Here is a 25,543-nt window from a genome sequence, read left to right on the forward strand (position 1 = left end):
TTCTGTTGCGGTCTGCTGTGGTGATACCAATCCGGTACGTTTGCCGGATCGGGCTGGCACGGTCTGGCGGATGGCTGCCGTGTTATTGCGCCGCAGCGTCGAGTTTCAGTTTCAGATCGAGTTTGCTGAAGCGGGCAATCAGGTTGTCATAGGTTTTTTTACGTTCGTCGGCAGAGCGGCTGGTGTCCAGTTCATTGGTGCGCAGCAAGTGAAACAGCTCCAGATCCGCAATCGGAATCAGTTGGGCATTGGTGGAACTGCGAAAGCCGGACCAGCCGGATAGTTCATCCAGAATCCGCGCCTGCTTAGGATTGTTTTTTCCGAACTGAAGGAAAAATTTCTCAAGTTTATTTTTGATATTTTCGGGAAGATCGTTGCGCATAATCACCGGATCATTCGGCAGCTGCGGAGATTTCCAGATGACTTTGATTTTTTTCGCATCCAGCGGGCGCTCGGTCTGCATCTTTTCGATGTATTCGCTGCTGTTGGTGGCGACGTCCGTTTCGTTTTTCAGAATAGCATCAAAATTTTTCTGGTGATTGCCAGTCGCGACTGATTTGAACAATTGCTGCGGCGAAGTTTTGTTTTTGGAAAAGACATGAAATGCCGGTACCAGCGATCCGGATGTGGATTTCGGATCACCGTTCATAAACCGGTACTGACCACGCTGCGCCAGTAAATCCGGCAGACTGTTAAGCGGAGTGTCTGCACGGGTGATCAGAACGGAGTGATAGCCGCGTTCGCCATTTTTTTTGACGACTTGCGCAAATACTTTACAAATGCCGCTTTCCACCAGTTCCAGCGACAGCTTATTGCCCATCGAAATCTGAGCTTTGCCCTGACGCATCGCTTCCACCAGTTCGCTGTGTTTGTCAGATACCAGTGCCTGCACCGGAATGCCGGTGCGTTGTGACATTTCCTGCAGAAACGGCTCCCAGTCGCGCTTTACCTGATCCGGATGGCCGGAAGCGATAATGGCAAATGTCAGCGTGGCAGGTTCACTGGCAAGCGAAGGCAGGCACAGGGCAGAAAGCGCAATTGCGCAGAAGTGACGTCGGAACCGGTTCATAGCGATCAGTATTGGGTATGCAGGCAGCCTGTGTATAAACGGGACATCGTCCACAGGCTGAATCACTGGTAATTAAAATACTGATGATATATTTATTGATTGATGAAAGACATGGCAGCGAAGGAAACCCCTAAGTTGTGGTGGATTGCCTTGTTTTTGCGCATGTTTTGTGCACAGGAATGTTGTTATCCACAAACGCAATTTGCTTGCGGAATCGTGCGGCATTATTTCTTCTGATTCTTTTTCTTGTAACGTCCGAGTGTCAGAAAATTCAGCAGCGGCATCAGCAGTAATACCGCGCAGAAAACTTCCATCAGCCAGAACAGCCAGTGATCCGCACCGCTTTCCGCAAAACGCAGACCGGTTTGCGCCGCCATCAGAAATCCCGCCGCGAGGCTCATGGTTTCCAGCCACACCACCAGCGGCGCGCCGGCCGCGATTGCACCCTGCTTCAGATCCAGGATGGTGGTTTTACGTACCGAGAAAATACGCCAGCCGATATAGCCGAACTGTGCGCAGGACGCCAGTGTGTATAAGTCAGTCCATTGCTCCGGCGATTCCTGCATCGCCAGAAAAAAGAACACGGCCAGCAGACTGGCATTTGCACCCAGCAGCCATGGTAACCAGCGCTGGTAATGCAGCCAGTCCACCACGCGGATATAACGCCGGGCCGGTGAAATCAGAAATGGAAAAAACGGGTTAATCCCCGCACCCTCGCGGGTCAAAATCAGAACCATAGACAAACCTTTTGCTTCCCTGAGCAGCGGATGCTGCAGCACTGTCAGTGAACCCGTGGCAGTGCGGGTCAACGGCAGGCAATTCATACGAGTATAGCGGTTTTCCGTCTGCCCTGTTCCGGCTGGCCTGTCCGACACCGGCGTCTTTCTGAGGCATAATGAGCATCTGCCCGCAGCACCATGCGCGGATAACCGATGAAGGAGAGTAAGCAATGTCGTATCAGCCAGCGATTCTGCAGGCCATTCCTGCCCATGCCAGTTATCTGACCTGGACTATCCGTTCCGGTGCCGACCGGACATCTGTGCAGCAAAGTCTGCACGCCTTACTGGCGCTGACCGATGGTGATCGAATTGTTACCGGTATCGGTGCAGCGCTTGCAAAGGTACTGGATTTATCCGTCAGCGGTTTACAGGAATTTACCGGTATTGCGGGCAGTCAGGTCAGTATTCCGGCAACGCCGGCAGCGTTGTGGATCTGGCTGCGTGCCGAAGAGCGCGGAGAACTGGTGCATCAGCAATTGCGTATCGCGGAAGTGCTGACTCCGGCATTTGAGTTGCAGTACCAGACCGGCGCTTTCCGGTACGCAGAAGGCCGTGATTTGTCCGGTTACGAAGACGGCACGGAAAATCCACAGGACGATGAGGCGCTGGCGGTGGCAGTCACGGAAGCCGGTGGCAGCTTTGTGGCGGTTCAGCAATGGCAGCATGATTTCGCCGCACTGGCAGCAATGGCGCAACCGGCGAAAGATCACGCGATTGGTCGTCGTCTTTCCGATAATGAAGAACTGGAAGATGCGCCGGAATCAGCGCATGTGAAACGCACTGCGCAGGAAGATTTTGAGCCGCCGGCGTTTATGCTGCGCCGTTCTATGCCGTGGTCAGAAGGCATGCACGGCGGCTTGTATTTCGTGGCATTTGCGCGCAGCTATCAGGCGTTTGAAGCGCAGTTGCGCCGTATGTCCGGCGCGGAGGACGGTGTAACCGATGCCCTGTTCCGTTTCAGCCAGCCGCAGACTACTGCGTATTTCTGGTGCCCGCCGCTGGGCTGGACCGTCTGAATGTCACTGTGCCGGCATTTGCCGGCACAGATGGTCATAACTTAGGAAGCATTGCAGTACGCCGCTCCCGCACCAGTTTTTCAAATTCCGGTAACGGTAATGGACGTGAGAACAGATAACCCTGAAACGCATTGCAATGATGCGACATCAGGAATTCGCGCTGCGCATCGGTTTCCACACCTTCCGCAATCACGTCCAGTCCCAGATTCACCCCCAGAGAAATGATGGCCCGCACAATCGTTGCGTCGCTCTCATCTTCACTCAGATCGCGCACAAACGACTGATCGATCTTTAACTGTGTCAGTGGCAGCTTTTGCAGATATGCGAGTGAAGAATAACCGGTGCCGAAATCGTCCATCGAAAAGCCGACGCCAAGTTTTCGCAAATCCTGCATGGTACGGATGGTGGTATCAACGTCATCAAGGACGGTGCTTTCTGTCAGTTCGATCTTCAGGCGGTCCGGCGGGAAAGCATATTGCTGAATCATCGAGCGCACTTGCTCTACAAAATCAGACTGACGGAACTGGCGCGCGCTGACATTGACGGCGAGTGTCAGATCGGCAGTCAGCGGATCATGCTGCCACTGGTGTAACTGCGCGCATGCAGTTTCCAGCACCCAGCGGCCGATAGGAATGATCAGACCAGCCTCTTCCGCGACCGGGATGAATTCACCCGGCGAAATAAAACCGCGGTCCGGGTGATACCAGCGCAGCAGTGCTTCTGCACCCAGCAAATCCCCCGCAGCATTGACCTGCACCTGATAGTAAAGCTGGAACTGATCCTGACTCAGCGCTACCCGCAGATTGGATTCCAGCAGCATGCGCACCAGCAGAATGGCCTGCATCGCCGGATCAAAAAAGCGTACTGCATTTTTACCGGCAGTCTTGGCTTCATACATTGCCGTGTCTGCACGTTTAAACAAGTCTTTCACGGTGATGTCCTGATCATTGAACAGACAGACTCCGATACTGCAGGACGCATGGTGTTCAAAATCAGTGAACTGGAAGGGCTGGTTCAGCACGCTCCGGATTTTTTCAGAAATGCGGTCGGTTTGCTGCGCAGCTTCTTCGCGGCTTTCGCTCAGACTTTCCAGTACCACCACAAATTCATCACCACCCAGACGCGCAACGGTATCGCTGTCACGTACCGATTCGCGCAGTCTGCGTGCCGCTTCGATCAGCAGTAAATCACCGGCATCATGGCCACGGGTATCATTCAGGGTTTTGAAGTTATCCAGGTCAATAAACAGAACGGCACTGTGTGCATGGCTGCGCTGGTGCTGGCGCAGTAAATGATCCAGCCGGTCCGTCAGCAAACGGCGGTTAGGTAATTGCGTCAGCGAATCATAAAACGCCAGATTCCGGATTTCCGCTTCATAGCCTTTATGTTTGCTGATATCTGTAAAAGAGCCGACATAATGACTGAGGCGTCCATGGTGGTCATGCAGGGCAGTCAGTGTGATCATGACGGGAAAGCGCTCACCGTTGCAGCGCGTATGCCATAACTCACCGTGCCAGAAGTGCTGGATTGCCAGTGTTTGAACTAACTCAGGCAAGATGTCCTCTGACTGCGCACTGGGTTCCAGTAACGGTGATTTTTCGCCGATCAGATCTGCCGGTGTAAAGCCGGTAATACGGCTGAAAGCGTGGTTGATACGTAAAATACGCCAATCAGGTCCGGCTACGAAAATTGCTTCCTGTGATTCAAAGGTACAGGCGGCGATCATCAGGTCGCTTTCAGCCTGTTTGCGATCTGTGATGTCTGTAATAAAACAATGCCACAGCATGGATCCGTCTTCTTCCGCCTCCGGTAAGCCGTCCAGGTATAACCAGCGTTCACTGCCATCTTTGCGGAAGTAGCGAATCTCACATTGCCACGGCGTCAGATGTCGTGTCGCTTCACGCAACAAAGCTCTGCCAGCTTCGAAATCTTCCGGATGTGCTCTGGCCAGCAAGCGTGTGCCGTCATGCTGGACTTCTTCGTAACTGAGTTCAAACATTTCGGGCAAAGCATCGCTTGCATACGGAACAGTAATACGCTGATCAGCATGAATGCGCCATTGTATTGCCAGTCCAGGTAAGCGCGACGCCAGTTTTTGCAACCTGTTGTACGCCTCATGCATCTGATAACTGAGCGCCTGATGTTCTTTGCGCAGTGCGGTCGTGATCAGGCTGATCATGGTCAGTATGAAAATAAAGCCCCAGCGGGTCAGCAAGCTGATGCCGGTGTATCTTTCAAATACGCCGCTGCCGATAGACGATGCATAAGTAGCGGCAATAACCACCATCAGATTCAGCGTCGCGGTCACCGCAATTTCAAACCGCATTGCAGGCCAGATCATCAGACTTATTATCAGAAATGGTAAATGCAATTCGGGGAACGGCGAGAAAAACACAGCCCAGCTGGTAATGGCAATGACGGACAGTAAACTCAGTAATTCCCGCTTCTGATGGCGCAGAGGCTCGATCGCCAGACGTGTCATGGTCAGAAAAACCGGAGCCGTCAGCATGGCACCGAGCGCATCTCCGCCCCACCAGACCAGCAGCGCGGACAGCGGCGGTATTTCCAGTCCGTTACCGGCATGCCACATGCTGCCGGTAATCGCGGACACTGCGGATCCGGCTGCAGCACCGGCCATCAGGGTCAGTACCTGACGCCGGTTTTGTAAAGCGGGGTCAAAGCCGTAATACTGCAGCAGGCGGCAACCCAGCCAGGGGCCCAGTGTACTGCCTGCAGTCAGTACGGCCACTGCCAGCGGAGAATGTCCCAGATACAAATTCATGATCAGCGCGCCGGCGATAACCGCAGGCAGCATTGCCGTACCCCATCGCAGCAGGGCACCGAAGGCAATGCCGACCGGTAACCAGATCAGGCTGATGCCGGCGTTTTGAAACGGCACAGAAAAACTGTAAAAGCCAGACAGCGCATATAAACCCGTCACCAGCAGTAAGCGTCCGGCCACAGAGCCGGGCGGGGTGGTGGCAGGAAACAGGCGCCGGAAAAAATTCAGCATGGATGTTCCTGTCAAAATGAACCAGACTTCAGACGTGTACACCTGCCTCCGGGTTCCGGCAGACTTTCAGATATCGCATACAGCCGGCTGGTTTTTGCGCATTATGCGGTATTCCGGTTTGCAGAGACAGAGAATTGCAACACACTGAAGATATTTCACCGGAGATGGTACTGCGCCGGTGCGCAGCAAGGTCCGTGAAATACGTCCTTGTATGATAGGTCAGAGATATGACAGCGCAAATATGCATTGCTGTGTAGCAGGTAAGGCATGCATGTGCTGACCCTGATGATATAGTCAGCTTCAGTCTGTGTCCCCATAACACCGTGCGCGGAAAGTACAGCGGCGGTTTGCTGCTGTACGCATGCAAACCGCCGTCAGACTGCTGTGTACAACGCTGGCGTGATCAGTACAGCCAGAGTTTGTCTGCATCCAGTTGCAGCCAGTAGTTACCGGCTTCCAGACGCTGAGGCGCGTAGGCGCGGATCCCTTCACCTGCGTGACCGAACAGGCATTCCCAGCGGTTACCCAGATACATGCAAGTGGTCAGCGGCAATTCGATCGCATTCGCAGAAGGCGTCTGGCTGATACGGACTTTTTCGACACGGATAATCGCTGTTGCATCCTGTGCCATACTCGCACCACGCACTGTGGCATTCAGCTGGCGACCGTTAACTTCGATCACAGCATTGTCGCCGTCGCGCTGCAGTACACGTCCGCGCAGTTTATTGTTGCTGCCCATGAATTCTGCTGTGAACAGGGTATGCGGTGTTTCATACATACTTTGCGGTGTACCTTGCTGCTCAATCACACCATTGTTCAGCAACAGAATCCGGTCAGAGATCGCCATTGCTTCATCCTGATCATGAGTCACCATCAGCGCAGACAGATTCAGACGCACGATCAGTTCACGTAAGAATGCACGGGCTTCTTCACGCAGCTTGGCATCCAGATTCGACAGCGGCTCATCGAGCAGAATCACCGGCGGGTTGTACACCAGTGCGCGGGCAATCGCCACCCGTTGTTGCTGACCACCGGATAACTGATGCGGATAGCGTTCACCCAGATGGCCGAGGCCGAGTTGTCCCAGCACTTCTTTCACGCGGGTAGCGATTTCCGCTGCCGGCATTTTGCGCAGCTTCAGGCCGTAAGCCACATTTTCGTTCACGGTTTTGTGTGGCCACAGCGCATACGACTGAAACACCAGGCCGAGGTTGCGGTGTTCCGCCGGGATTTCAATGTTTTTTGCGCCGTCAAAAATCACACGGTCACCGATTTGTATCATCCCGGTCTTCGGCGATTCCAGACCAGCCACAGCACGCAGCAGCGTGGTTTTGCCGGAGCCGGACGGGCCCAGCAGCGCGACCACTTCGCCACGCTGCAATTCCATCGATACGCCTTTCAGAATCGGGTTGGCGCTGGCGCCGCTGCCATATTCCAGAGTCAGGTTTTTTACACTTAAATCAGACATGATGCTTCTCTCTTTTTCGGTAATGAACAGGCAGCGCTGTATCAGTGATTGAGTTTGACGCCAAAGCGCAGCGCAATGCCGAGGCCGATGGCAACCAGTGTAATATTAATAAACGATAAGGCAGCAACCAGATCAACCGAGCCGCCTGCCCACAGGGAAACGATCAGCGCACCGATCACTTCAGTACCCGGTGACAACAGATACACGCCGGTGGAATATTCGCGTTCGAAAATCAGGAAGATCATCAGCCATGCGCCGAGCAGACCGTATTTGATCAATGGCAGGGTCACATCGCGTGTCACCTGACCACGGCGCGCACCGACTGCACGTGCGGCTTCTTCCAGTTCCGGTCCGACCTGCAGCAATGCAGAAGAAATCAGGCGCAGGCCATATGCCATCCAGACCACGGTGTAAGCGATCCAGACCGATACGATGGTGGAGCGCAGCGCACGCAGTTGCGGAATCAGATTTTCCTGCAGCCAGACGGAAATGCTGCTGTCACTGCCGCGCAGCAGATTTTCCAGACCGCTCGGAACAAACAGGAAGACCCACAGGAAAGCCAGACCAGCCAGCAAGCCCGGTACCGCGCGCGGTACCAGTACGGAGTAATCCAGAATGCGGCTGACCATGTCCGGTTTGCGGTGCATTGCCAGAGCAATTGCGCTGTAGCAAATCACTGCCAGTGCACCACCGATAATGCCGATCAGCACAGTATTCAGAATGCCGCGCATCAGCGATGGCTGTTCCAGAATGTCACGGAAATGCTGCAGCGTCAGCACTTCGCCCAGCGGCACACCTTCGCCCCAGTACGAGACAAACGAACGCAGCGCAATACCGGACAAAGGCAGAATGATGGTGAACAGCAGCCAGGAAGCGATCACACCGAAAGCCAGCCACTTCCATTTACCCAGAGGCAGCGGTTTCTGACGTGAACCTTTACCTTTGATAGAAACATATTTATTCGCGGATTTCAGTAACCAGCGCTGCACCATCACCAGCGGCATCGTTACTGCCACCAGACAGACGGCTGTCGCTGCCATCAGGTGGTAAGACGGTGTGCCGAGTTTGTTGGTCAGTTTATACAGATAGGTCGGCAGCACCAGATGCCCTTCCGGATCACCGAGTACCAGTACCAGTCCGAAGACTTCAAAGCCGAGGAAAAACACCAGCACACCGGCGAATGATAAGGCCGGCATGATCATCGGCAGTGATACATTCAGCGCCACGCGGAATGGCGAGGCACCGGTGACGCGTGCAGCTTCTTCCACATCCGAACCCAGACTTTTCAGTGCGGAGGAAGAATACAGATACACATGCGGTACGTGCGTTAAACCGGCAATGATCACGATGCTGGTGAAGGAATAAATATTCCACGGTTCCACGCCGATAAACTGTTTCGCCCACAGGGTATAGAAACCGACAGGGCCCATCGCCACGACATAGCCGAAGGCCATTACCATCGGCGAGACAAAAATCGGTACCAGAATCAGCGGTTCCAGCCAGCTGCGTCCCGGCAAATCAGTGCGCGTCATCAGGAATGCCAGCATGCCGCCCAGCGGAACCGCAATGGCGGTCAGACCTGTGGCCAGAATCAGGCCGTTGGTGAAGGCCTGACGGAAATCAGGATCGTCGAAAATAAAGCGGAACGAATCCAGCCCCAGTTCTTTGACTGGTGCGAAAAACGGTGCATTTAAAAAGCTCTGATAAAAAATCAGCGACAGCGGTGTCAGGATAGCGATCAGTGTCAGCGTAACGACAAGCGCACGCGTCCAGTGAAAACGCTGCCACCATTGGGGTGCAGTCAGCCCGGGCGTGTTCATAAGCGACCCTTAATATACAAATTAACAGAAAAGATGCCGGGTCAGGACGACCCGGATCATCGGAAATGCATCCGGTTTATTTTTTACCGGCAGTTTCTTTCCATTGCTTCAGGAAGGACAAGCGTTTCGCCTGATCCAGATACTGCAGCAACATAGGATTGACCGGCAGCGGTTTCAGACCGGTACCGATGACTTTGGCCAGTTCAGAAGATGTGGTTTCACCTTTGACATCGGATCGGATTGCATACAGTTTTGCTTCGTTCGCAATCATGGTCTGACCACGCTTGGACAGGGTGTAATCCAGCCACAGCTTAGCGGCGTTCGGATGCTTGGCGCCTTTGCTGATAAACATCACGCGTGACATCACCAGTGTGTAATCTTTCGGAATCTGTACGCCGATGGACGGATCTTTGGCGGCACGCACCAGTGCATACGAACCAAGAATGTTATAGCCAAGCAGGTTTTCACCGGAAGAAATACGTTCCAGCATGGTGCCGGTAGAGGACTGGACGCGCAGCGCAACACTGCCGAAGGCTTTAGCCAGTTCCCAGAACTGTTGATTTTCGCGGCTGTCCTGTGTGATGAACATGAAGCCGACACCGGATTTTTCGATATCGTAAGCGGTGACTTTATTACGGAATTTGTCGCCTTTGGTCGTCAGCAGCTTTGCGAATTCAGCATGGGTTTTCGGTACTTCATCGGCAGCAACCAGACGTTTGTTGTAGACAAAGACCGCCGGTTCGAAGGTTGTGCCGTAAGCGGCGTTATTCCAGACGGCCCATTGCGGCATGGCCGGAATTTCCGGCGATGCATATGTCAGGCCATAACCGTCGGAAACCAGTTTCACTTGCAGATCCATTGCGGAAGACCACATCAGATCAGCGCTGTTACCACCGGCCGCCATTTCGGAAATATAGCGGTTATACACTTCGGTGGAATTCATATCATTGTATTCCACCTGCACATCCGGATACATGGCACGGAAATCCTTGATCATCGGTTCCACGGCTTTCGTATCGGTGGCGCTGTAAATGACCAGCTTGCCTTCCTTTTTCGCACCGTCGATGATTTTCTGGTAGTCCGCAGGGTAGCCGGCCGGAACTTGCGCAATCGCTGCACCGGAAACGCTGATTGCAGCCAGTAAGCCTGTCATAAAGTGGCGTCGTTGCATTTGTCTTCTCCTGTTATTTTCTGGTTTGGTTTTTTCCGGGGTGTTCAGTCTTTATCTGACCATCCCCAGTTCTTTGGCCTGCACCCGGTAACGCTCCACCGTTTGCATCACATAGTCAGTTAAGGCTTTGCCTGTCATTGAAAACGGGTATAAACCCATTGCCTTACGCTGCTCTGTAAAGGCAGGGTTTTCCATCGCTTTTTCGAACTGGTTGACCCAGAACTGGTATTCGTTGTCGCTGATGCCCGGGCTCATATACACGCCGCGGATAATCGGCCAGGTCACGTCATAGCCCTGCTCACGTGCCGTCGGAATATGTTCGAGTGCACCCGGTAAGCGGGAATCTGCCAGTACTGCCAGTACCCGTATTTCACCGGCTTTTGCATGCAGGCTGGCTTCCGAGACATCACCGGACACAATCTGTACATGGTTTGCCAGCAAGGCAGTGAAAGATTCCCCGCCGCCCTCGAAGGCCACCAGTTTCAGCGCCTTCGGATCAATATCTGCGATGCGGGCAATCTGTGCCATTTTCAGCCAGTCCTGGCTGCCCACCGTGCCACCGGCACCGATAGAAAAACGTGCCGGTTGCTTGCGCAGTGCATCAATCAGTTCGCGCAGATTTTTGTATGGTGAATCTTTGCGTACCGCGATCATGCCGTAGTCGGCACCGATTGCTGCGACCCAGCGTACCTGCGTTGCATCCGCCTTACCGAATTTGCCCTCGGCAATATTCAGCAGAGACCCACCGGAAAACGCGACCATGGTGTTCGGCACGGCTTTACGCTGACTCAGCAGCGTGGTCCATGCGACTGCACCAACACCGCCCGGCAGATAGCTAATCTGAAACTGTTGCGATGGCATCGCTTTTTGTACCAGCTTGCAGCTCAGATCCATACCGCCACCGGGTTTCGCCGGAACAATGCAGCGCGGGCGCACTGCATCCGGCGTCTGGAACACGCTGGCGCTGACAGCCGGAACACTGGCTGTCAGCAAGATGCTGCAAATAAGGTGGCGCATGGTCATAAGCGGTCCGGTTTTTTCACATTCAGAGGAATGATGCACAGATCTTAAAAGGGGGAGACTTTCAGCAAGCTTTCAGCATCTGAAAGTCCAGCAAAACAAATAAAACAAGCAACAAAGGAACGTGGCAGCCGGAAACACATTGATCAACAGGAGAAAGATTCGGTGCCGGTTGCCGGTTTCAGTATAGCTGCTGAAAACGCAGGCGCAGCCTGCAATGTGATAGAAACGACAAAACCGCAAACAGATCAGGCTTTCAAATCGCTTTCATTGACCATGCGGATTTCCGAATTGTTTGAATCATGCAAAATCGGTGCTGCGCAGTCGCAATTCCCGATAAAGTGTGCCATTCTGAAACTGCGTTTTACGCAGATAAAATGAGTTCTGACAGATAAGAGAGACGCTATGCGGATATTACTGGTTGAAGATCATCAGGAACTGTCGCACTGGGTGGCGCGTGCCTTGCGGGATGCGCGGCTGACAGTGGAGACAGCGGGTAATGGTGCGGATGCGGATGCCTTGTTGCTGACGCAGGAATATGGTCTGGTGATACTGGATCTGAGTCTGCCGAAAATGGACGGACTGGAAGTGCTGAAACGTATGCGTGCGCGCGGCAGTAAATGTCCGGTGCTGATTTTAACGGCGCGCGGCGGCTTGCAGGATAAGGTACAGGGACTGAATCTCGGCGCCGACGATTATCTCGCCAAACCGTTTGAACTGGCGGAACTGGAAGCGCGGGTCAAAGCCTTGCTGCGGCGCTCACAGGGTAATGAAGCGGTGATATTGCAATGTGGAAAATTAAGTTTTGACACTGTGCTGCGGCAATTCTTTTATGACGGGGCGGCGCTGTCGCTGACTCCGCGTGAATATGCGGTGCTGGAAGTGCTGATCTCGCGTCCCGGGCAAGCGGTGCCGAAAGAGAAATTATTCGATCAGGTGTTTGCGCTGGATGACGATGCGAATGTCGATGCGATTGAAATTTATATTCACCGACTGCGTAAAAAGCTGGAGGCGGTCAGTCAGGGACAGGTCGCGATTGTCACCCTGCGCGGCATCGGCTATCTGCTGGAAGCGCGTGCATGAGTAAGCCAGCACAGCCGGGCAGTCTGCATGGTCAGTTTTTACGCTGGCTGCTGATTCCGCTGGTTATGCTGGTGGTGGTGAATGCGTTTTCTGTTTACAACAATGCTTTAGAAGCCGCCGATCTGGCCTATGACCGTTCTTTGTTGTCTTCTGCACGGGCACTGGGCGAACGGGTCGCGATTGTGGACGGCAAAGTCACGGTCGATGTGCCGTATGTGGCGCTCGACAGTTTTGAAACCGATACGCTGGGACGTTTGTATTACCGCGTCACCGGCGTGCAGGGCGAGTTTGTCTCCGGTTATGAAGACTTGCCGGACTTGCCGCGCAATGCTGCGCGTTCCGATGTGTATCCGGCGCTGGTCCATTTTTTTCATGCTGAATATCAGGGGCAACCGGTGCGTGTGGCGGCGCTGCATCAGCCAGTGTATGACGACCAGATGCGCGGTATTGCGCTGGTGGAAGTGGCGGAAACACTGGATGCACGCCGTGGCTTATCGCGCAAAATTCTGATTGATACATTGATGCGGCAAGCTTTGCTGGTGCTGGCGGTGGCCGGTCTGGTGTGGCTGGCGCTGCACTTTGTGCTGCAGCCTTTGCTGGAACTCAGTCAGCGTGTGGCGGAACGTGAACCGACGGATTTGTCCGGTTTTTCACCGGATCTGGTGCACCACGAAGTGCGCCCGCTGATACTGGCAATGAATGGTTATATGCAAAGGCTGGATCAGTTAATCAGCAGCCAGAAGCGCTTCATCGCCGATGCATCACACCAGTTGCGCACACCGCTGACGGTACTGAAAACCCAGGCTGAACTGGCTTTGCGTGAACAGGATCCGGAAGCGATGCGCCGGATTGTCGAAAGCATTGCCACCACCACCGATACCACCGTGCATCTGGCGAATCGCTTGCTGACACTGGCGCGTACCGGACACGGTATTGCGGCGGCAGAAATGGCGACGCTGAATCTGGCGGATCTGGCCCGCACAGTCTGTCTGGAACTGGCCTTGCCCGCAGTGCGCAAGCAAGTCGATCTGGAACTGGACGCGCCGCCTGCGCTGCATCTGCACGGACATGCGTTGCTGCTGCAGGAAATGCTGAGCAATCTTGTGGATAACGCGATTCGTTATACACCGGCCGGCGGCGCGGTGACGGTCAGGCTGCAACAGGAAGGATTGCAGGCCAGACTGACAGTCTGCGATACCGGCCCCGGTCTCAGTGCTGCCGATCAGGAAAAAGCGTTTGAACCGTTTTTCCGCGCCAGCAGCGCCCAGCATGCCAATCCGGGCGGCAGCGGTCTGGGGCTGGCGATTGTGCACGATATCGTGATCCTGCATCACGGAAAAATCCGTTTATCGGATGCCTGTCCGCAGGACAACAGTCAGGCGCGCGGTTTGTGCGTGACGATACACATCGCTTGCCTGCCAGCGCCGGATTCTGCGATACTCCCCCCAGGTATCACCCCGAAGCCCACAGAACATCATGACATCTGAGCACACCCCCTCCCCGGTATCGGAAATATCAGGCGCGTTGCAAGCGACGCAGCGTAAAGATTTACTGCACCGGCTGGCGCGTGTCGAAGGCCAGATACGCGGCATACAAAAACTGATTGCGCAGGAACAGCCTGCCGATCAGGAACTGGTGGCACAGCAAATGCTGGCAGCGCGTAAAGCACTGGACAAATCTTATGCTCTGCTGCTCAGCTATGCGGTGCAGAATGCCTGCCCGGACGATGCAGACAGCTGGCAGCAACAGCAACAGCGGATTGCCCGCCTGCTCGAAAAGTTTGCGTGATGAACGGGCCGCGCCGCAGCTTGCTTTGTACCTTGCTGGCGCTGACCGGAGTAGTTGTCGCGCGCGAGCAAACGCTGTTGCAAAGCACGCCGCAACCTTTGCTGAAACCTGTCCTGTTTATTCGTGAAAACCGGAATGAAGCCGGGCAAATGCTGCCGCTGCGCGATGAAGTGCGCCGCCTGCTGGATCTGATCGAACAGCGTGCCGGTTTGCAGTTCAGCATTGAACGTTACCCGTATCCGCGCTTACTCGAAAAAACCCGTAACCACGAAGGGATTGCTTTCGGCCTCAGCCTGAATCGCAATCTGAATGAACTGATTCTCAGCGAACCGTTTATGAGCAATCAGGTCTGGATGGTGGTGCGCAGCGATGCAGTGTTTCCTTTCCGCAGCATCGAAGACTTACGCGGTAAAACCATCGGCGTGGTACGTGGTTCCAGTTACGGCGATGAATTCGATGCGCGTCGCAACAGTCTGTTTAAGATAGAAGAAGATGTCAGCTCGCACACCGCGCGCCTGCGCAAGCTGATGAACCGCCGCATGGATGTGATGCTGTTCGGCGATTTCCACACCCGCGCTGAAGACGTCAGCCTGTATCTGCATCAGTTACTGGCTGAGGAAAAATCAGCGCTGAAACCCGGTGAAAATTTCGTGGTACTGGAGCGTCCCTTGCTGATTGATGAACTCTGCTTCGCTGCCACACCGAAACATGAAGAAATCCTGCGCCGCCTGAATCTGGCGATCACTCAGTTACGCCGCAGCGGCGAGCTGCAGCGGGCATTGCTGCCACTGCGTAAACCCACCTGAATTTTATCCACTGGCTGTACAGGATTTATACAGCACTTATCCCTGCGTTTATCCACTGAAAATCAAGCAGTTATACAAACTTGTCCATTACTTATTCACTGCAGATATCGCTTTTTTCACAGGTTTATCCACAACGAGAGTTCGTCCTTTTTTGTGGCGGCTGATCTGTTTGAACACTGTGGATAAGGCTGTGAAAGGAAACTGCCGGCACATGCTTGCTGAAAAAGTCAGCAGCAGGAACGGGATTTTTCCGCTTGTGAAAAACGCTGAGAATATTCACAGTGTGAAGGTGAGATGCCGGATTTTTCCGGAAACAGCACCGGATTCGGGCTGGGTACAGATGCACTCATCAGCTGATTTTCGACTTATCCCGTGCTTATCCCCTGTTTATCCCAATGGCTTTCAACAGAAAATATGGCGTTTGTTCACATACTTATCCACAGTGTGTTCAGGTCTTGTCAGCCGGTGCTGTCTGCGGATACGCAAAATGGCCCGAAAATGGCCTGAATGCGGCGTTCAGCACAGCGATCCGGCGGTCGTCGGCAGAAAGTCCGGGCCTCAGGAAATGCCTGATGCGGACTTCTGCACAATGATGAAGGGAAAAAACAGCCAGCGGGCGCTGGCTGCGGGGACTCAGGCTGCCAGATGCTGGCGCTGGCGTTGCGGTGTGGATTTGCCTTTGGCTTCTTTGGCTTGCTGACCTTTGTGGCTGGCCCCTTGCTGATGCTGGGCACTGCCGGCGTAATCGCCTGCCAGCAAGGCTTTGACTTCCTCGGCCGGCATGTTGTCATGCTGTTGCAGCCACTGGCTGACCAGCGCCGCCAGACGATCAAGCGCGATGCGGTGGGTGGCATCGGTATTCGCAAAAATCCAGTCAGAAAACGCCATGAAGCGCGCAAACGGTGCATCGCCCAGCATCACCGGCAGCGTGTTGGCAAAACGGCCGGAGTTCGCCACCATGTCCCAGTAACGCGCAAAACGCACCAGACGCTGCATGTCAGCAAACGGAATGTCGCGGTTTTCCAGAATCGTGTACGGCGGTTGCGGATCAAAACGCAGCGCGTATTCATCGGTATGGCGGATGATCGGTGTGCCGCGCAAACGCTTCAGAATCCCGAACTGAATTTCATGCGGCCCGACCGCAACCAGATGATCAAAACCCTTGCCGAAGCTTTCCATGGTTTCACCCGGCAAACCGGCAATCAGATCCACATGCAAATGCGCATGGGATTCGGTACACAGCCAGCGGATATTTTCAGCGGCTTTCTGATTATTCTGCTTACGACTGATCAGGCTCTGCACTTCCGGATTAAAACTCTGAATCCCGATTTCAAACTGCAGCGTGCCTTCCGGGAACTTGCGTATGCCTTCTTTCAGCGCATCCGGCAAATGATCCGGTACTACTTCAAAGTGGGCAAACACCGGATCAGCAGGATTGGCTTCCAGCTTATCGAGGAAGAACTGCATGATCTTCAGACTGGTCTTAATATTCAGATTAAAAGTCCGGTCGACAAATTTAAACAGACGCGCACCGCGCTGATACAGCGATTCCATTTCCGCCAGAAACTGGTCAATATCAAATGGCCACGCAGTTTTATCCAGCGAAGACAAACAGAATTCGCACTTGAACGGACAACCGCGCGACGCTTCCACATACAGCGTGCGGTGGCGGATGTCGGTGTCAGAATACAGCTGATAAGGCAGTTTCAGTTCGGTCAGCGGCGGCTGCGCACCGGCATGGACTTTCATCAGCGGTTTCGGGCCGTTCAGAATCTGGCGGCACAGATCCGCAAACGTAATATCGCCCCAGCCGGTAATCACATAATCAGCGAGGCGGATAATTTCCTGCTTGTCGGTTTCATGCGAGACTTCTGGCCCGCCGAGGATGATCACCACTTCCGGTGCCACCTGCTTCAGTATTGCCACGATTTGCGTGATCTCGATCACATTCCAGATATACACGCCGAACCCGACGATCAGTTTCTGATCCGGCTGACGGTGCGCCAGAATTTTTTCCACGATATCGGTCGGACGCAAGCCGATCACGAATTCCTGTATCGTGGTCTGCTCCGTCAGTTCGCCCATATTCGCGAGCAGGTAACGCAAGCCCAGTGCGGCGTGGGCATAGCGGGCATTCAGGGTAGTCAGCAAAATAGTCATGGTACGGCCATCAGAATCATTCAGCCGGTATTGTACGCTGACACAGGCAGCGATCACGCGCTGACACAGAATTTGACCCTGTGTCACGGCGAACGCAAAGCAGGCCACAGCACAAAAACTCGGTGAGAACAGAAAACGCGCGCAAATGCGGTGTGAAAAGCTGGAAAGCTACAGCGCGGGGAAAGAGTCAGAAAGAGGGAAAAACTGCCGGACAACTTGTCACCGGTGCGGAAAGGATGTGACACACATCGCACCAGGATCTTGCTTACAACGCCGCCGCTGTGGACGGGCAACTCTCCGGCGGGAGTCGCTGAACTGAACGAACGTTCAGTGGAAGACAGGAAGTACTACAAACAATAAAGCCAATGTTGCGGTGCAATAATCAGTCAGCCAGAGCAGCAGTCAGAATAGCAATACTTGCAACGATTTGAGCCAGAATCATCAGACTAATCATGGTGTTTTCTCCTTAAAGGGTTGGTTGATTCGATGTGCGTATGATAGAGAGTGGCCGGAACTGAATCCAATGACATATTCAAATAATCAGATATACGTTTTTTGAATGTCATTAGAATTTCACATTTCATATGCTTATTTTTAAATTGTGCACTGCAAAATGCGCACACTGCCGTATTTCCTTCGATAAAGTCTGGTGTTGACTGAATGGAATCATTTTGTAAGTATCTGTTACGGGCAGATTGTTTTATGTCTGTCAGCCTTCGCATGACGAAAAATGCCGCATGATAGGAGGTGAAAAATGCTTACCCTCCACAGACTCGTACAGAAAGTTTCGATTGATACTGCAAACCTTTTCCACTGTTGCACTGATGCACTGGATCATACTGCTTACTCCGGGCGCCAATTTTTTTCTGGTCAGTCAGCTGGCCGCCAGCGGTCAGCGCCGCACTGCCCTGCAGGCATCGCTGGGTATTTGCACGGTAACGCTGATCTGGGCCAGCCTGGCGGTACTTGGCATAGGCTGGGTGTTTCATACCTATCCGTGGCTGCGTATTGCGATGCAGCTGGGGGGCGGTGGTTATTTACTGTGGCTGGCGTGGAAGCTGTGGCCATCGGCTGCGCCGGCTGGGCAGACGGAATCCGCCGCACCTCTGCGTTACAGCGGCTGGCAAGCTTACCGTACCGGTTTTCTGACAAATATTCTGAACCCGAAAACCGCCCTGTTTTTCGGCAGTGTGTTTGCCACCGCATTACCGCATCAGCCTCCGGTCTGGTTGATTGCCTGTACGGTATTGCTGGCATGGATCAATGCGATGACCTGGCATATTTTCATTTCGCTGGCATTTTCGCAGACGCTGATTCAGCGCTGGTACGCACGTTCTGCAATACAAATGACGCGGCTGGCTGCACTGGTGATTGGCGGTTTCGGAATAAAGTTGCTGTGGACAAGTCTGGCGTGGTTCACAGGTGGCTGACAAATCTGAACCTGAACCTTGTTCAGCGTATTCAGCAAAAAGAAAAAGCGCGTCATCTTCCGGTGACGCGCTTTTTTTCAGCATATGCAGAACGCTGATCTGCATGGATGGCAGGGGGCGACTCAGAACTCTTCCCAGTCTCCTGCATCATTATCTTTGGGTTTTGCACGTGCAGGTGCCGGTGCCCGTGGTGCCGGAACGGCTTTTAAGGCAGGTCTGGCAGCCGGTTTGCGTGCTGCAGGTGCCGGTGATGCCTGTGCCACCGCCGGATGGCCAGCACCCGCGCTGAATCCGGCCGTCGCGTTGCCGCTTTGCGGGCTGACTTTGAAACCATCCACAATCACAGACAAGGCATGCGCCTGATCCTGCAGGGCGGATGCTGCCGCTGCTGCCTGTTCCACCAATGCCGCATTTTGCTGCGTTGTCTCGTCCATCTGGGTAACTGCAACATTGATCTGATCAATACCGGCAGTCTGTTCCTGACTGGCAGCAGAGATTTCACTGACCACATCCGATACATGCTGCCCGCCTGACTGACCAGTTCGGTACCGCGCTGCACTTTGCCGACAGAATCATCGATCAGCACTTTGATTTCTTTGGCAGCCGTGGCGCTGCGCTGCGCAAGACTGCGCACTTCAGCTGCCACTACTGCGAAGCCGCGACCCTGTTCACCGGCACGGGCTGCTTCCACCGCAGCGTTCAGCGCCAGAATATTAGTCTGGAAAGCAATACCGTCAATTACGCCGATGATGTCCACAATCTTGCGCGCAGAGTCATTGATTTCATTCATGGTTTCGACGACTTCGCTAACCACGGTACCGCCCTTGCGTGCTGTCTCAGACGCATTGGAGGCCAGCTGATTGGCCTGACGCGCATTGTCTGCATTCTGTTTAACAGTACTGGTCAGTTCTTCCAGCGACGAAGCGGTTTCTTCGAGTGAGCTGGCCTGACTTTCAGTGCGGGACGACAAATCCATATTGCCGGTGGCGATTTCGGTGGAAGCGGCATTGATGCTGTCCGTGCTGACGCGGACGCTGCTGACCAGCGTTGCCAGCGAGCTGTTCATGGTTTTCAGCGAACTGAGCAGTTGTCCGACTTCATCATTACTGCTGACATCAATATTGCGGGACAGATCCCCTTTGGCAACTGTTTCAGCAATATCCACAGCGTATTCGAGCGACGAAACAATTTTCCGTATCAGTGATATACCCATGAACAGGATCAGCGCAATCGCTATAACAGAAACTCCAACGGCAATGCTGGTTGCGCTACCGACAGTGGAACGGGCGGAGTCCGCGCTCTCTTTTCCCAGCTTCACGTTGTAGTCATGACTGGCTTTAAATGCCGCACTCATTTTTTCAGCGATCGCCTGATTCGCCAGAATGTAGTCGCGCGCCTCATCCAATTTTCCTTCTTTTGCCAGCGCTACCGTTTTCTTGCGAAGCTCAGAAAAGTCAGCGTAGGTTTTTCTGATGTCGGCAATCAATTGTTTGTCGGTGTCATCCGACAAGTTTTCTTTCTCATAATGACTAATAGCATTGTCGACAGCTTTATCGTTCTCCGCCATCATCGCTATTATTTTGTCGCGAGTGGCCGCGTCATCCACCGCCATGAATTGCCAGACCCGTAATCTCGTGAGAGCACTGTTGTTCATTGCATCATTCAAATCAATCAGACTTGGTATCGTGTTCACATTGCCATAATTGGCAGCACTGAACACTTTGTTAATCTGAATTATTCCTGCTGCTGTAACAATCAGTAGGCTGGCCAAGCTGGCTGCCATCAGCAGATACAAACGTTTTGCAATAGACATCGTTGTGCTCCCCCGGGTTGCAAGAGCCTGATGCGGGCTTATTTTTGTCCGAACTGTAGTCCCATATCAGGTGTTTTCATGAGTAATGCGATATCGATCAGGATCACCATACGCTGATCCAGTGGTGCCAAACCACGAAGGAAGCTGGAATCAATGGTGGAGCCCAGTTCCGGTGCTGGCTTGATTTGTGTTTCATTCAGGTTGATCACATCAGAGACGCTGTCCACCACGATGCCGACGATGGTATTTTCAATGTGCAGAATGATCACCACGGTGAAGGAATCGTAGGTTGGTTCGCCGAGTTCAAATTTAATACGCAGGTCAATAATCGGCACGATGACGCCGCGCAGGTTCATCACACCTTTCATAAATTCCGGTGCATTTGCGATGCGGGTGACGGATTCATAGCCTCTGATTTCCTGCACAAGCTGAATATCAATCCCGTATTCTTCCTTACCTAAGCGAAAAGCCAGATACTCGGAAGTCTTTAAGCTGGCAGCGTGGTGGTCGTCATTATGTGAATTGGCGGTGGATACAGTGCTGTTCAGCATGAAAATTACCTTTTGAATAATCAAATTGAAGAAAAAAGCGAGCCGGCCTGAGCAGAGTCAGGCCACGCAATCATGATAGTGCTGTCAATTCGGAAATGCCAGCCTGTCAAAGACGAAGCTTGCTCGCAAGCAACGATCCGTGCATTCAGAATAGTGCAAAATACATCAAATGCTTGTTACCTTCACAAAAGTTCACACTCATGCCGCTTTCCCGCACTTCACGCCGCGAAATCTGCACTTTGTCGCAATGCGGTAGATAGACATCCGGTGCTCCTCTACAGTACAGCTATCCGATCACTCAACAAGGAGAACTGAAATGAACACCACTACACTGAAATCCCGTCTGATTCTGAGCGTTGCCGGTTTTGCCGGTCTGATGGCAGTAGCACAGGCATGGACCACACCGGTGCAGACAATGCATACAGCACCGGTCGCTGAACAGGTTGTCACGATCACCGCAAAACGTTTGACGACAGAAGAGAAAATCGCGTTTGACACACAAGGTCAGGTGCCACAGCAAGTGATCATCAGCGCACGCAAGCTGACAGAGCAGGAAAAACTGGCGTTTGATCAGGCACATCCGGCTGAAGTTGCTCAGGCATACCGCGCAAATGATCCGAGCTGACAGGGATTTTTCTGATGTTAAGAAAACAGATTGATAAAAATCGCGTCACGCATATCAGTACCGGGACCAGTGGCAGCACGGAAGGCAGCGCGGGGGATCAGAACACAGTGCTTCGTCAGCGCGGAACATTTTGTTGTGATTCTTCGCCATTCTGCTCCAGTGCATCCATCGCCACCCAGCAACGGTTCAGCGTCGGATAAGGGCTGATCTGGAACAGACATTCGTCACGTTCCATAACACCCGATCCGCACAACTGATGCATACGCGCCAGTTGCTGTGCCTGATGCAGGCAAAGTGACAGGCCTTCCAGGGCATGTTCTGCTGCATCCTGCGCGAGTACAGCTTCTGACACATGTTCAGGAAAATGCCATTGCTGTCCGATTTGTGCGGACAGCAATGATGCTTTCTCATTTAACTGATTCAGAAACTGTGCGGAACCGGGCAGAGTTGCCGTAACACCGGTACGGTCGATCGCACGGCAACAGGCAATCAGTCCGACATTCAGTAGCATGCCTGCCAGAAAGCCATTGAAACTGTCATGTCCCTGCTGTGTGTACAGCAAACTGGTGGCGATACTGGTGCGTTCACTGTGCGCCCAGACCAGCGGTGCGAGCTGACTGGTCAGCAAGCCCTGATCTGACTGGATCAAAGGGCGGAACGCCGTGCGTGCAATCAGAATGCGCAAACCTTGTAAGCCCAGCAAGGTTACCGCTTTATCCAGACTGCGTATGGGCGTCGCCGGACTGTAATACGAAGAATTGACTTCGCTGAGCAAAGCACCGACCAGCACCACATCTTTGGCGATCTGTTGCGCCAGCCCCTGTGCTGTGGCATCAGGATTACGTAAGTCTTTCAGCAATTGCGGCAGGATTGCCGGCACGCGCGGAATCAGTTCCGAACTCTGGCTGTCGGTCAGCAATTTATCAATGGCCGCATTCAGTGTCCGTTCTATATACGGACTTGGCGGCCCCAGCTTATCGCTAAGCAGCCATTGCTGATAGCGTGCGCGTAAGCGTGGTCCGGCGTCCCATTCAAAGCTGACCGTCGGCGTTGCTTCCAGTGCGCCCATGACAGTATGACCGGACTCCGGGGGACCAGTTTCCTGCCTGTTTTTTTGCAGGCCGAGTAAGCGTAAAAGCAGAGATTTCAATCGTTCAGGCTGAGAAAAGGCGCAGGAAAATAAACATTCTGTGCCGGTATGCATACCGGCACCTCTGCACACATCTTAGCTGAAAGCCGGAATTCAGGGGAAGGCTTTCTGCGACAGTCCTTCTGACATCACTTGCAGCAGACTTTCCTGCGGATGATCGCCGCCCAGTTGCCATGCCATTGCACCGGCCAGCCCGTGTTCACGGATATAACGCATTTTGCGTTGAACCACCCGGGCACTGTCGTATGTGATGAATACACGCCGTTCAGGATGCCAGATCCAGCTTGCCTGACTGGCATCTGAAAACAGTGCCTGATAGCCCTGCTTGCTGCGCAGCAGACTGACCAGATCCGCATAATCCGGAATACGCGGATCGCCGCTGCGGGCGCAACTGACGCATCCGGGCAGCAAATCTTTGGGGCCGGTGTAATGATCTCCGGCCTGCGTCACAAATGGCTGAAACAATCCCTGGTTTGCGCTGCCGGTCTGATAAAACGCGCGACCGTAAAACGGAATACCCATCACCAGCTTGTGTGCAGGCACACCACCGGTAAGGTATTGCTGAACCGCAGCGTCGATGGTCATCGCAAACATCGGCGGATACAGACGGTCTTTGTCCGCTGCACTTAAACTTGCCGGTGCCAGCGCACGCAGCGGATGGTGGAACAGCGCCTCATCTTTTTCTGCAAATAAATGCGCCTGATGATGGGTTTGCTGATCCCAGGGGCCGTGTAAGTCATAGGTCATCAGTTGCAGATAATCTGCCTGCTGCGCGATATCGCGCAGATGTGTGTAAATGCGCGATAAACCGAAAGCAGAACCCGGAACTGCAATCGTGATCTGATATGAAGGCATGTTTTTCGCAGGCTGACGTTCCATTTCTGTACGCACTGCGCGCAACAGTTTCGCGAAGTTCAGACTGTCTTCCGGACGCGGATATTCCCAGTCAATATCCAGTCCCTGCAAACCGAACTGCCGCACCATGCGCATACAGGACTGCGCAAAGCGGCGACGCCCTTCTTCTGAAGCAGCGGCATTGCGAAAAAATGCCGCTTCTTTGCTGTCATCGTTGCTGTGTGCCCAGCCACCCACTGACAGTAATATCCGCAGTGATGGATTATCGCGACGCGCTGCCTGCCAGGCTGTTTGCTGTGCTTGCAGGTCTTTTTTGCTCAGCGGCGTTTCTGTCACGCATTCGCCCTGCGCATTCAGGGTCAGAAATGCCATGTTCAGATGGCTTAATTGTTTCGCCTGCTGTGTCGTCAGGCGAAACGCCGGTTTGCCCGGTTCCGGCATAAGTCCGTAAGCCATCACCACATGCGCAGGCGGTGTTGCGGCGGCAGAGAGTTGCGGGATCAGCGTAAGGCTGAATAACAGGGGCAGAAGTCGTTTCATCGCAGACAATCGGGAAGCAGAATCGTAGCTTATGCTCTGTTGTGCGGGACGGGATGGTCAAGACATTTTTCTGCCTGAGCAGACCAGCCATGATTTGCCCTGCGCAGTGAACGATGCCAGTGTTGTACCGCAACGGCACTGGTATGGCATACTGCGCCGCTATCACAGGAGGAATACTATGAAAACGACTGAAGAACGCCTGATTGATCTGGAAAGCCGACTGACGTTTCAGGAAGATTTAATTGATACGCTGAACACAACCGTATTCAGGCAACAGCAGCAGATCGATGAGCTGGAATTACTGTGTACCCGACTCGCGCAGCGTCTGCGCGAAGTGGCGGATCAGGCAGCATTGCGGCCGGCGATCGTTGATGAACGCCCGCCGCATTACTGATTAAAGCGCGCAGCTTATGGTTTAACCGGCGAATAATTGACCGGTGTGAATGCGTAAGCTTTTTTATCGCCGCGAACATAGCCGAGACCGGGGAACGATAAATGTGCTGCACCGATCATGGCACCTGAACCGGCTGCGCTGGCATAGGCTTTTTTGCGCTCGGCTGCAGCGGCTTTATTATCGGTATCAAACTGTATTGTTACCGATGGTTCTGCAAACTGCACAGCAGCCACATGCATCAGATCACCCCACAGCACCAGTTGCTGATTCTGGCTGCTGATCTGGTAAATCGTATGACCGGCAGTATGGCCGTGGCTGGCAATGGCACGGATGCCCGGTTGCAATTCGGTGTCACCTTCAAAGGCCTTGAATTTACCGGCTTTGATATAAGGGTTCAGTGATGCCATTGCCCCCTGAAAGAAGCCTTTCGCATCTGCCGGTGCTTTCTCCAGGTTCGCCTGACTCAGCCAGAAATCCACGTCGTGCTGATCGGCACGTACTACTGCATTCGGGAATACCATCGTTTCGCCATTGATCAGACCGCCAACATGGTCAGGATGCATGTGCGTGATGTAAATTTCATCCACCTGTTCCGGGCTGTAGCCAGCGGCTTTCAGGTTACTCAGCATTTTTCCCAGTGTCGGACCGAACAGGCTGCCGGCACCGGCATCGATCAGTACCAGTTTGTTGCCGGTGTTAATCAGGTAAGCATTGACGCTGGTTTCCAGCGGACTGTGCTGGTGGGCTTTGTGCAATGCCTTCCCGACTTTTTCCGGTGTGGTATTGGTCAGCAATTTATCGACCGGTAATTCCACCGTGCCATCCGACAGTGCAGTCACTTCAAACTGACCCAGTATGACGCGGTAAAAACCGGGAGCACTGGTTTTGACTTGTGGTGCGGCGGCAAAACTCTGGGTGGCCGGAATCGCCAGAGCCGTCAGTGCGGCGAATAATACGGAACGCAGAGAGAGTGTGGTTCGCATCAATATTTC

22 protein-coding genes are annotated in these 25,543 nt (G+C 53.5%); 8 read left to right on the forward strand and 14 right to left on the reverse strand.

From position 1 onward, the window contains the following. Window positions 1-82: 82 nt before the first annotated feature. Window positions 83-1,069 (reverse strand): phosphate/phosphite/phosphonate ABC transporter substrate-binding protein, encoded by a 987-nt coding sequence (gene phnD / locus IE092_RS08735; RefSeq protein ID WP_189356702.1) that lies wholly within the window; start codon window positions 1,067-1,069, stop codon window positions 83-85. Between the two features lie 224 nt (window positions 1,070-1,293). Continuing rightward, window positions 1,294-1,806: a hypothetical protein gene (locus tag IE092_RS08740; protein WP_189356704.1), complete on the reverse strand. Its 513-nt coding sequence runs from the start codon at window positions 1,804-1,806 to the stop codon at window positions 1,294-1,296. Between the two features lie 212 nt (window positions 1,807-2,018). Between IE092_RS08740 and IE092_RS08745 the strand changes: the two genes are divergently transcribed. Then, entirely contained in the window at window positions 2,019-2,864 is an 846-nt protein-coding gene (locus tag IE092_RS08745; RefSeq protein WP_189356706.1) for a Dyp-type peroxidase, read from the forward strand. Between the two features lie 34 nt (window positions 2,865-2,898). Here IE092_RS08745 and IE092_RS08750 read toward each other — a convergent pair whose 3' ends face one another. The 5 genes from IE092_RS08750 to IE092_RS08770 form a co-directional block, all read right to left on the reverse strand. Further along, on the reverse strand, window positions 2,899-5,877 hold the full coding sequence (locus IE092_RS08750) for a bifunctional diguanylate cyclase/phosphodiesterase (RefSeq protein ID WP_189356708.1): 2,979 nt from the start codon (window positions 5,875-5,877) through the stop codon (window positions 2,899-2,901). 403 nt (window positions 5,878-6,280) lie between these two features. Beyond that, a complete protein-coding gene (locus IE092_RS08755) occupies window positions 6,281-7,345 on the reverse strand; it encodes an ABC transporter ATP-binding protein (protein ID WP_189356709.1) in 1,065 nt (354 codons plus the stop codon). Window positions 7,346-7,386: 41 nt separating this feature from the next. Next, window positions 7,387-9,165 carry an ABC transporter permease gene (locus tag IE092_RS08760; RefSeq protein WP_189356711.1) on the reverse strand — a complete coding sequence of 593 codons (1,779 nt, stop codon included), beginning with the start codon at window positions 9,163-9,165 and terminating at the stop codon, window positions 7,387-7,389. 76 nt (window positions 9,166-9,241) lie between these two features. Beyond that, on the reverse strand, window positions 9,242-10,336 hold the full coding sequence (locus tag IE092_RS08765; protein ID WP_189356713.1) for an ABC transporter substrate-binding protein: 1,095 nt from the start codon (window positions 10,334-10,336) through the stop codon (window positions 9,242-9,244). Between the two features lie 51 nt (window positions 10,337-10,387). Then, window positions 10,388-11,359, reverse strand: a complete 972-nt coding sequence (locus tag IE092_RS08770; protein ID WP_189356715.1) for a Bug family tripartite tricarboxylate transporter substrate binding protein — start codon at window positions 11,357-11,359, stop codon at window positions 10,388-10,390. A 402-nt stretch (window positions 11,360-11,761) separates the two neighbouring features. Here IE092_RS08770 and IE092_RS08775 point away from each other — a divergent pair, with 402 nt between their 5' ends. From IE092_RS08775 to IE092_RS08790, 4 genes are read left to right on the forward strand one after another with little or no spacing between them, the layout of a single operon-like run. Then, window positions 11,762-12,439, forward strand: a complete 678-nt coding sequence (locus IE092_RS08775; protein WP_189356716.1) for a response regulator — start codon at window positions 11,762-11,764, stop codon at window positions 12,437-12,439. Beyond that, entirely contained in the window at window positions 12,436-13,926 is a 1,491-nt protein-coding gene (locus tag IE092_RS08780) for a sensor histidine kinase (protein WP_189356718.1), read from the forward strand. The genes IE092_RS08775 and IE092_RS08780 overlap by 4 nt, the downstream gene beginning before the upstream one ends. Next, the gene (locus IE092_RS08785; RefSeq protein ID WP_189356720.1) at window positions 13,916-14,227 is read left to right on the forward strand and encodes a metal-sensing transcriptional repressor; all 312 of its coding nucleotides are present in this window, start codon (window positions 13,916-13,918) and stop codon (window positions 14,225-14,227) included. The genes IE092_RS08780 and IE092_RS08785 overlap by 11 nt, the downstream gene beginning before the upstream one ends. Further along, the gene (locus IE092_RS08790) at window positions 14,227-15,033 is read left to right on the forward strand and encodes a substrate-binding periplasmic protein (RefSeq protein ID WP_189356722.1); all 807 of its coding nucleotides are present in this window, start codon (window positions 14,227-14,229) and stop codon (window positions 15,031-15,033) included. Before IE092_RS08785 ends, IE092_RS08790 begins: the two co-directional genes overlap by 1 nt. A 633-nt stretch (window positions 15,034-15,666) precedes the next feature. Here the strand turns inward: IE092_RS08790 and IE092_RS08795 are convergent. Further along, window positions 15,667-17,193: a B12-binding domain-containing radical SAM protein gene (locus IE092_RS08795; RefSeq protein ID WP_189356845.1), complete on the reverse strand. Its 1,527-nt coding sequence runs from the start codon at window positions 17,191-17,193 to the stop codon at window positions 15,667-15,669. Window positions 17,194-17,984: 791 nt separating this feature from the next. Between IE092_RS08795 and IE092_RS08800 the strand changes: the two genes are divergently transcribed. Then, window positions 17,985-18,623 (forward strand): LysE family translocator, encoded by a 639-nt coding sequence (locus IE092_RS08800; protein WP_229793104.1) that lies wholly within the window; start codon window positions 17,985-17,987, stop codon window positions 18,621-18,623. Between the two features lie 122 nt (window positions 18,624-18,745). Here IE092_RS08800 and IE092_RS19010 read toward each other — a convergent pair whose 3' ends face one another. From IE092_RS19010 to IE092_RS08810, 3 genes are read right to left on the reverse strand one after another with little or no spacing between them, the layout of a single operon-like run. Continuing rightward, window positions 18,746-18,973 (reverse strand): hypothetical protein, encoded by a 228-nt coding sequence (locus IE092_RS19010; RefSeq protein ID WP_308427123.1) that lies wholly within the window; start codon window positions 18,971-18,973, stop codon window positions 18,746-18,748. Beyond that, window positions 18,964-20,436: a methyl-accepting chemotaxis protein gene (locus tag IE092_RS19015; RefSeq protein ID WP_308427124.1), complete on the reverse strand. Its 1,473-nt coding sequence runs from the start codon at window positions 20,434-20,436 to the stop codon at window positions 18,964-18,966. Before IE092_RS19015 ends, IE092_RS19010 begins: the two co-directional genes overlap by 10 nt. A gap of 38 nt (window positions 20,437-20,474) precedes the next feature. Further along, complete coding sequence (locus IE092_RS08810; RefSeq protein ID WP_189356726.1) at window positions 20,475-20,987, reverse strand: chemotaxis protein CheW; 513 nt, start codon at window positions 20,985-20,987, stop codon at window positions 20,475-20,477. 316 nt (window positions 20,988-21,303) lie between these two features. On the opposite strand from IE092_RS08810, the gene IE092_RS08815 reads away from it, so the two are divergent. Then, entirely contained in the window at window positions 21,304-21,612 is a 309-nt protein-coding gene (locus tag IE092_RS08815; RefSeq protein WP_189356727.1) for a hypothetical protein, read from the forward strand. 115 nt (window positions 21,613-21,727) lie between these two features. Here IE092_RS08815 and IE092_RS08820 read toward each other — a convergent pair whose 3' ends face one another. Together IE092_RS08820 and IE092_RS08825 are read right to left on the reverse strand one after the other, a co-directional pair. Then, window positions 21,728-22,762, reverse strand: coding sequence for an HDOD domain-containing protein (locus tag IE092_RS08820; protein ID WP_189356729.1), 1,035 nt, complete (start codon window positions 22,760-22,762; stop codon window positions 21,728-21,730). Between the two features lie 93 nt (window positions 22,763-22,855). Beyond that, complete coding sequence (locus IE092_RS08825) at window positions 22,856-24,157, reverse strand: glycoside hydrolase family 18 protein (RefSeq protein ID WP_189356731.1); 1,302 nt, start codon at window positions 24,155-24,157, stop codon at window positions 22,856-22,858. A gap of 178 nt (window positions 24,158-24,335) precedes the next feature. Between IE092_RS08825 and IE092_RS08830 the strand changes: the two genes are divergently transcribed. After that, window positions 24,336-24,551, forward strand: a complete 216-nt coding sequence (locus tag IE092_RS08830) for a SlyX family protein (RefSeq protein ID WP_189356733.1) — start codon at window positions 24,336-24,338, stop codon at window positions 24,549-24,551. Window positions 24,552-24,565: 14 nt separating this feature from the next. Here the strand turns inward: IE092_RS08830 and IE092_RS08835 are convergent, their stop codons facing one another. Beyond that, window positions 24,566-25,534: an MBL fold metallo-hydrolase gene (locus IE092_RS08835; protein ID WP_189356735.1), complete on the reverse strand. Its 969-nt coding sequence runs from the start codon at window positions 25,532-25,534 to the stop codon at window positions 24,566-24,568. Between the last annotated feature and the right edge of the window lie 9 nt (window positions 25,535-25,543).

The organism is Cognatundibacterium squillarum, from assembly GCF_014652435.1.
GTDB lineage: Bacteria > Pseudomonadota > Gammaproteobacteria > Burkholderiales > Burkholderiaceae_D > Undibacterium > Undibacterium squillarum.

Excerpts from the sequence above, each read along its gene's own strand:
- phnD (WP_189356702.1), bottom strand. The coding sequence starts at position 1,069 with ATGAACCGGTTCCGACGTCACTTCTGCGCAATTGCGCTTTCTGCCCTG.
- IE092_RS08740 (WP_189356704.1), bottom strand. The coding sequence starts at position 1,806 with ATGGTTCTGATTTTGACCCGCGAGGGTGCGGGGATTAACCCGTTTTTT.
- IE092_RS08745 (WP_189356706.1), top strand. The coding sequence starts at position 2,019 with ATGTCGTATCAGCCAGCGATTCTGCAGGCCATTCCTGCCCATGCCAGT.
- IE092_RS08750 (WP_189356708.1), bottom strand. The coding sequence starts at position 5,877 with ATGCTGAATTTTTTCCGGCGCCTGTTTCCTGCCACCACCCCGCCCGGC.
- IE092_RS08755 (WP_189356709.1), bottom strand. The coding sequence starts at position 7,345 with ATGTCTGATTTAAGTGTAAAAAACCTGACTCTGGAATATGGCAGCGGC.
- IE092_RS08760 (WP_189356711.1), bottom strand. The coding sequence starts at position 9,165 with ATGAACACGCCCGGGCTGACTGCACCCCAATGGTGGCAGCGTTTTCAC.
- IE092_RS08765 (WP_189356713.1), bottom strand. The coding sequence starts at position 10,336 with ATGCAACGACGCCACTTTATGACAGGCTTACTGGCTGCAATCAGCGTT.
- IE092_RS08770 (WP_189356715.1), bottom strand. The coding sequence starts at position 11,359 with ATGACCATGCGCCACCTTATTTGCAGCATCTTGCTGACAGCCAGTGTT.
- IE092_RS08775 (WP_189356716.1), top strand. The coding sequence starts at position 11,762 with ATGCGGATATTACTGGTTGAAGATCATCAGGAACTGTCGCACTGGGTG.
- IE092_RS08780 (WP_189356718.1), top strand. The coding sequence starts at position 12,436 with ATGAGTAAGCCAGCACAGCCGGGCAGTCTGCATGGTCAGTTTTTACGC.
- IE092_RS08785 (WP_189356720.1), top strand. The coding sequence starts at position 13,916 with ATGACATCTGAGCACACCCCCTCCCCGGTATCGGAAATATCAGGCGCG.
- IE092_RS08790 (WP_189356722.1), top strand. The coding sequence starts at position 14,227 with ATGAACGGGCCGCGCCGCAGCTTGCTTTGTACCTTGCTGGCGCTGACC.
- IE092_RS08795 (WP_189356845.1), bottom strand. The coding sequence starts at position 17,193 with ATGACTATTTTGCTGACTACCCTGAATGCCCGCTATGCCCACGCCGCA.
- IE092_RS19015 (WP_308427124.1), bottom strand. The coding sequence starts at position 20,436 with ATGTCTATTGCAAAACGTTTGTATCTGCTGATGGCAGCCAGCTTGGCC.
- IE092_RS08810 (WP_189356726.1), bottom strand. The coding sequence starts at position 20,987 with ATGCTGAACAGCACTGTATCCACCGCCAATTCACATAATGACGACCAC.
- IE092_RS08815 (WP_189356727.1), top strand. The coding sequence starts at position 21,304 with ATGAACACCACTACACTGAAATCCCGTCTGATTCTGAGCGTTGCCGGT.
- IE092_RS08825 (WP_189356731.1), bottom strand. The coding sequence starts at position 24,157 with ATGAAACGACTTCTGCCCCTGTTATTCAGCCTTACGCTGATCCCGCAA.
- IE092_RS08830 (WP_189356733.1), top strand. The coding sequence starts at position 24,336 with ATGAAAACGACTGAAGAACGCCTGATTGATCTGGAAAGCCGACTGACG.
- IE092_RS08835 (WP_189356735.1), bottom strand. The coding sequence starts at position 25,534 with ATGCGAACCACACTCTCTCTGCGTTCCGTATTATTCGCCGCACTGACG.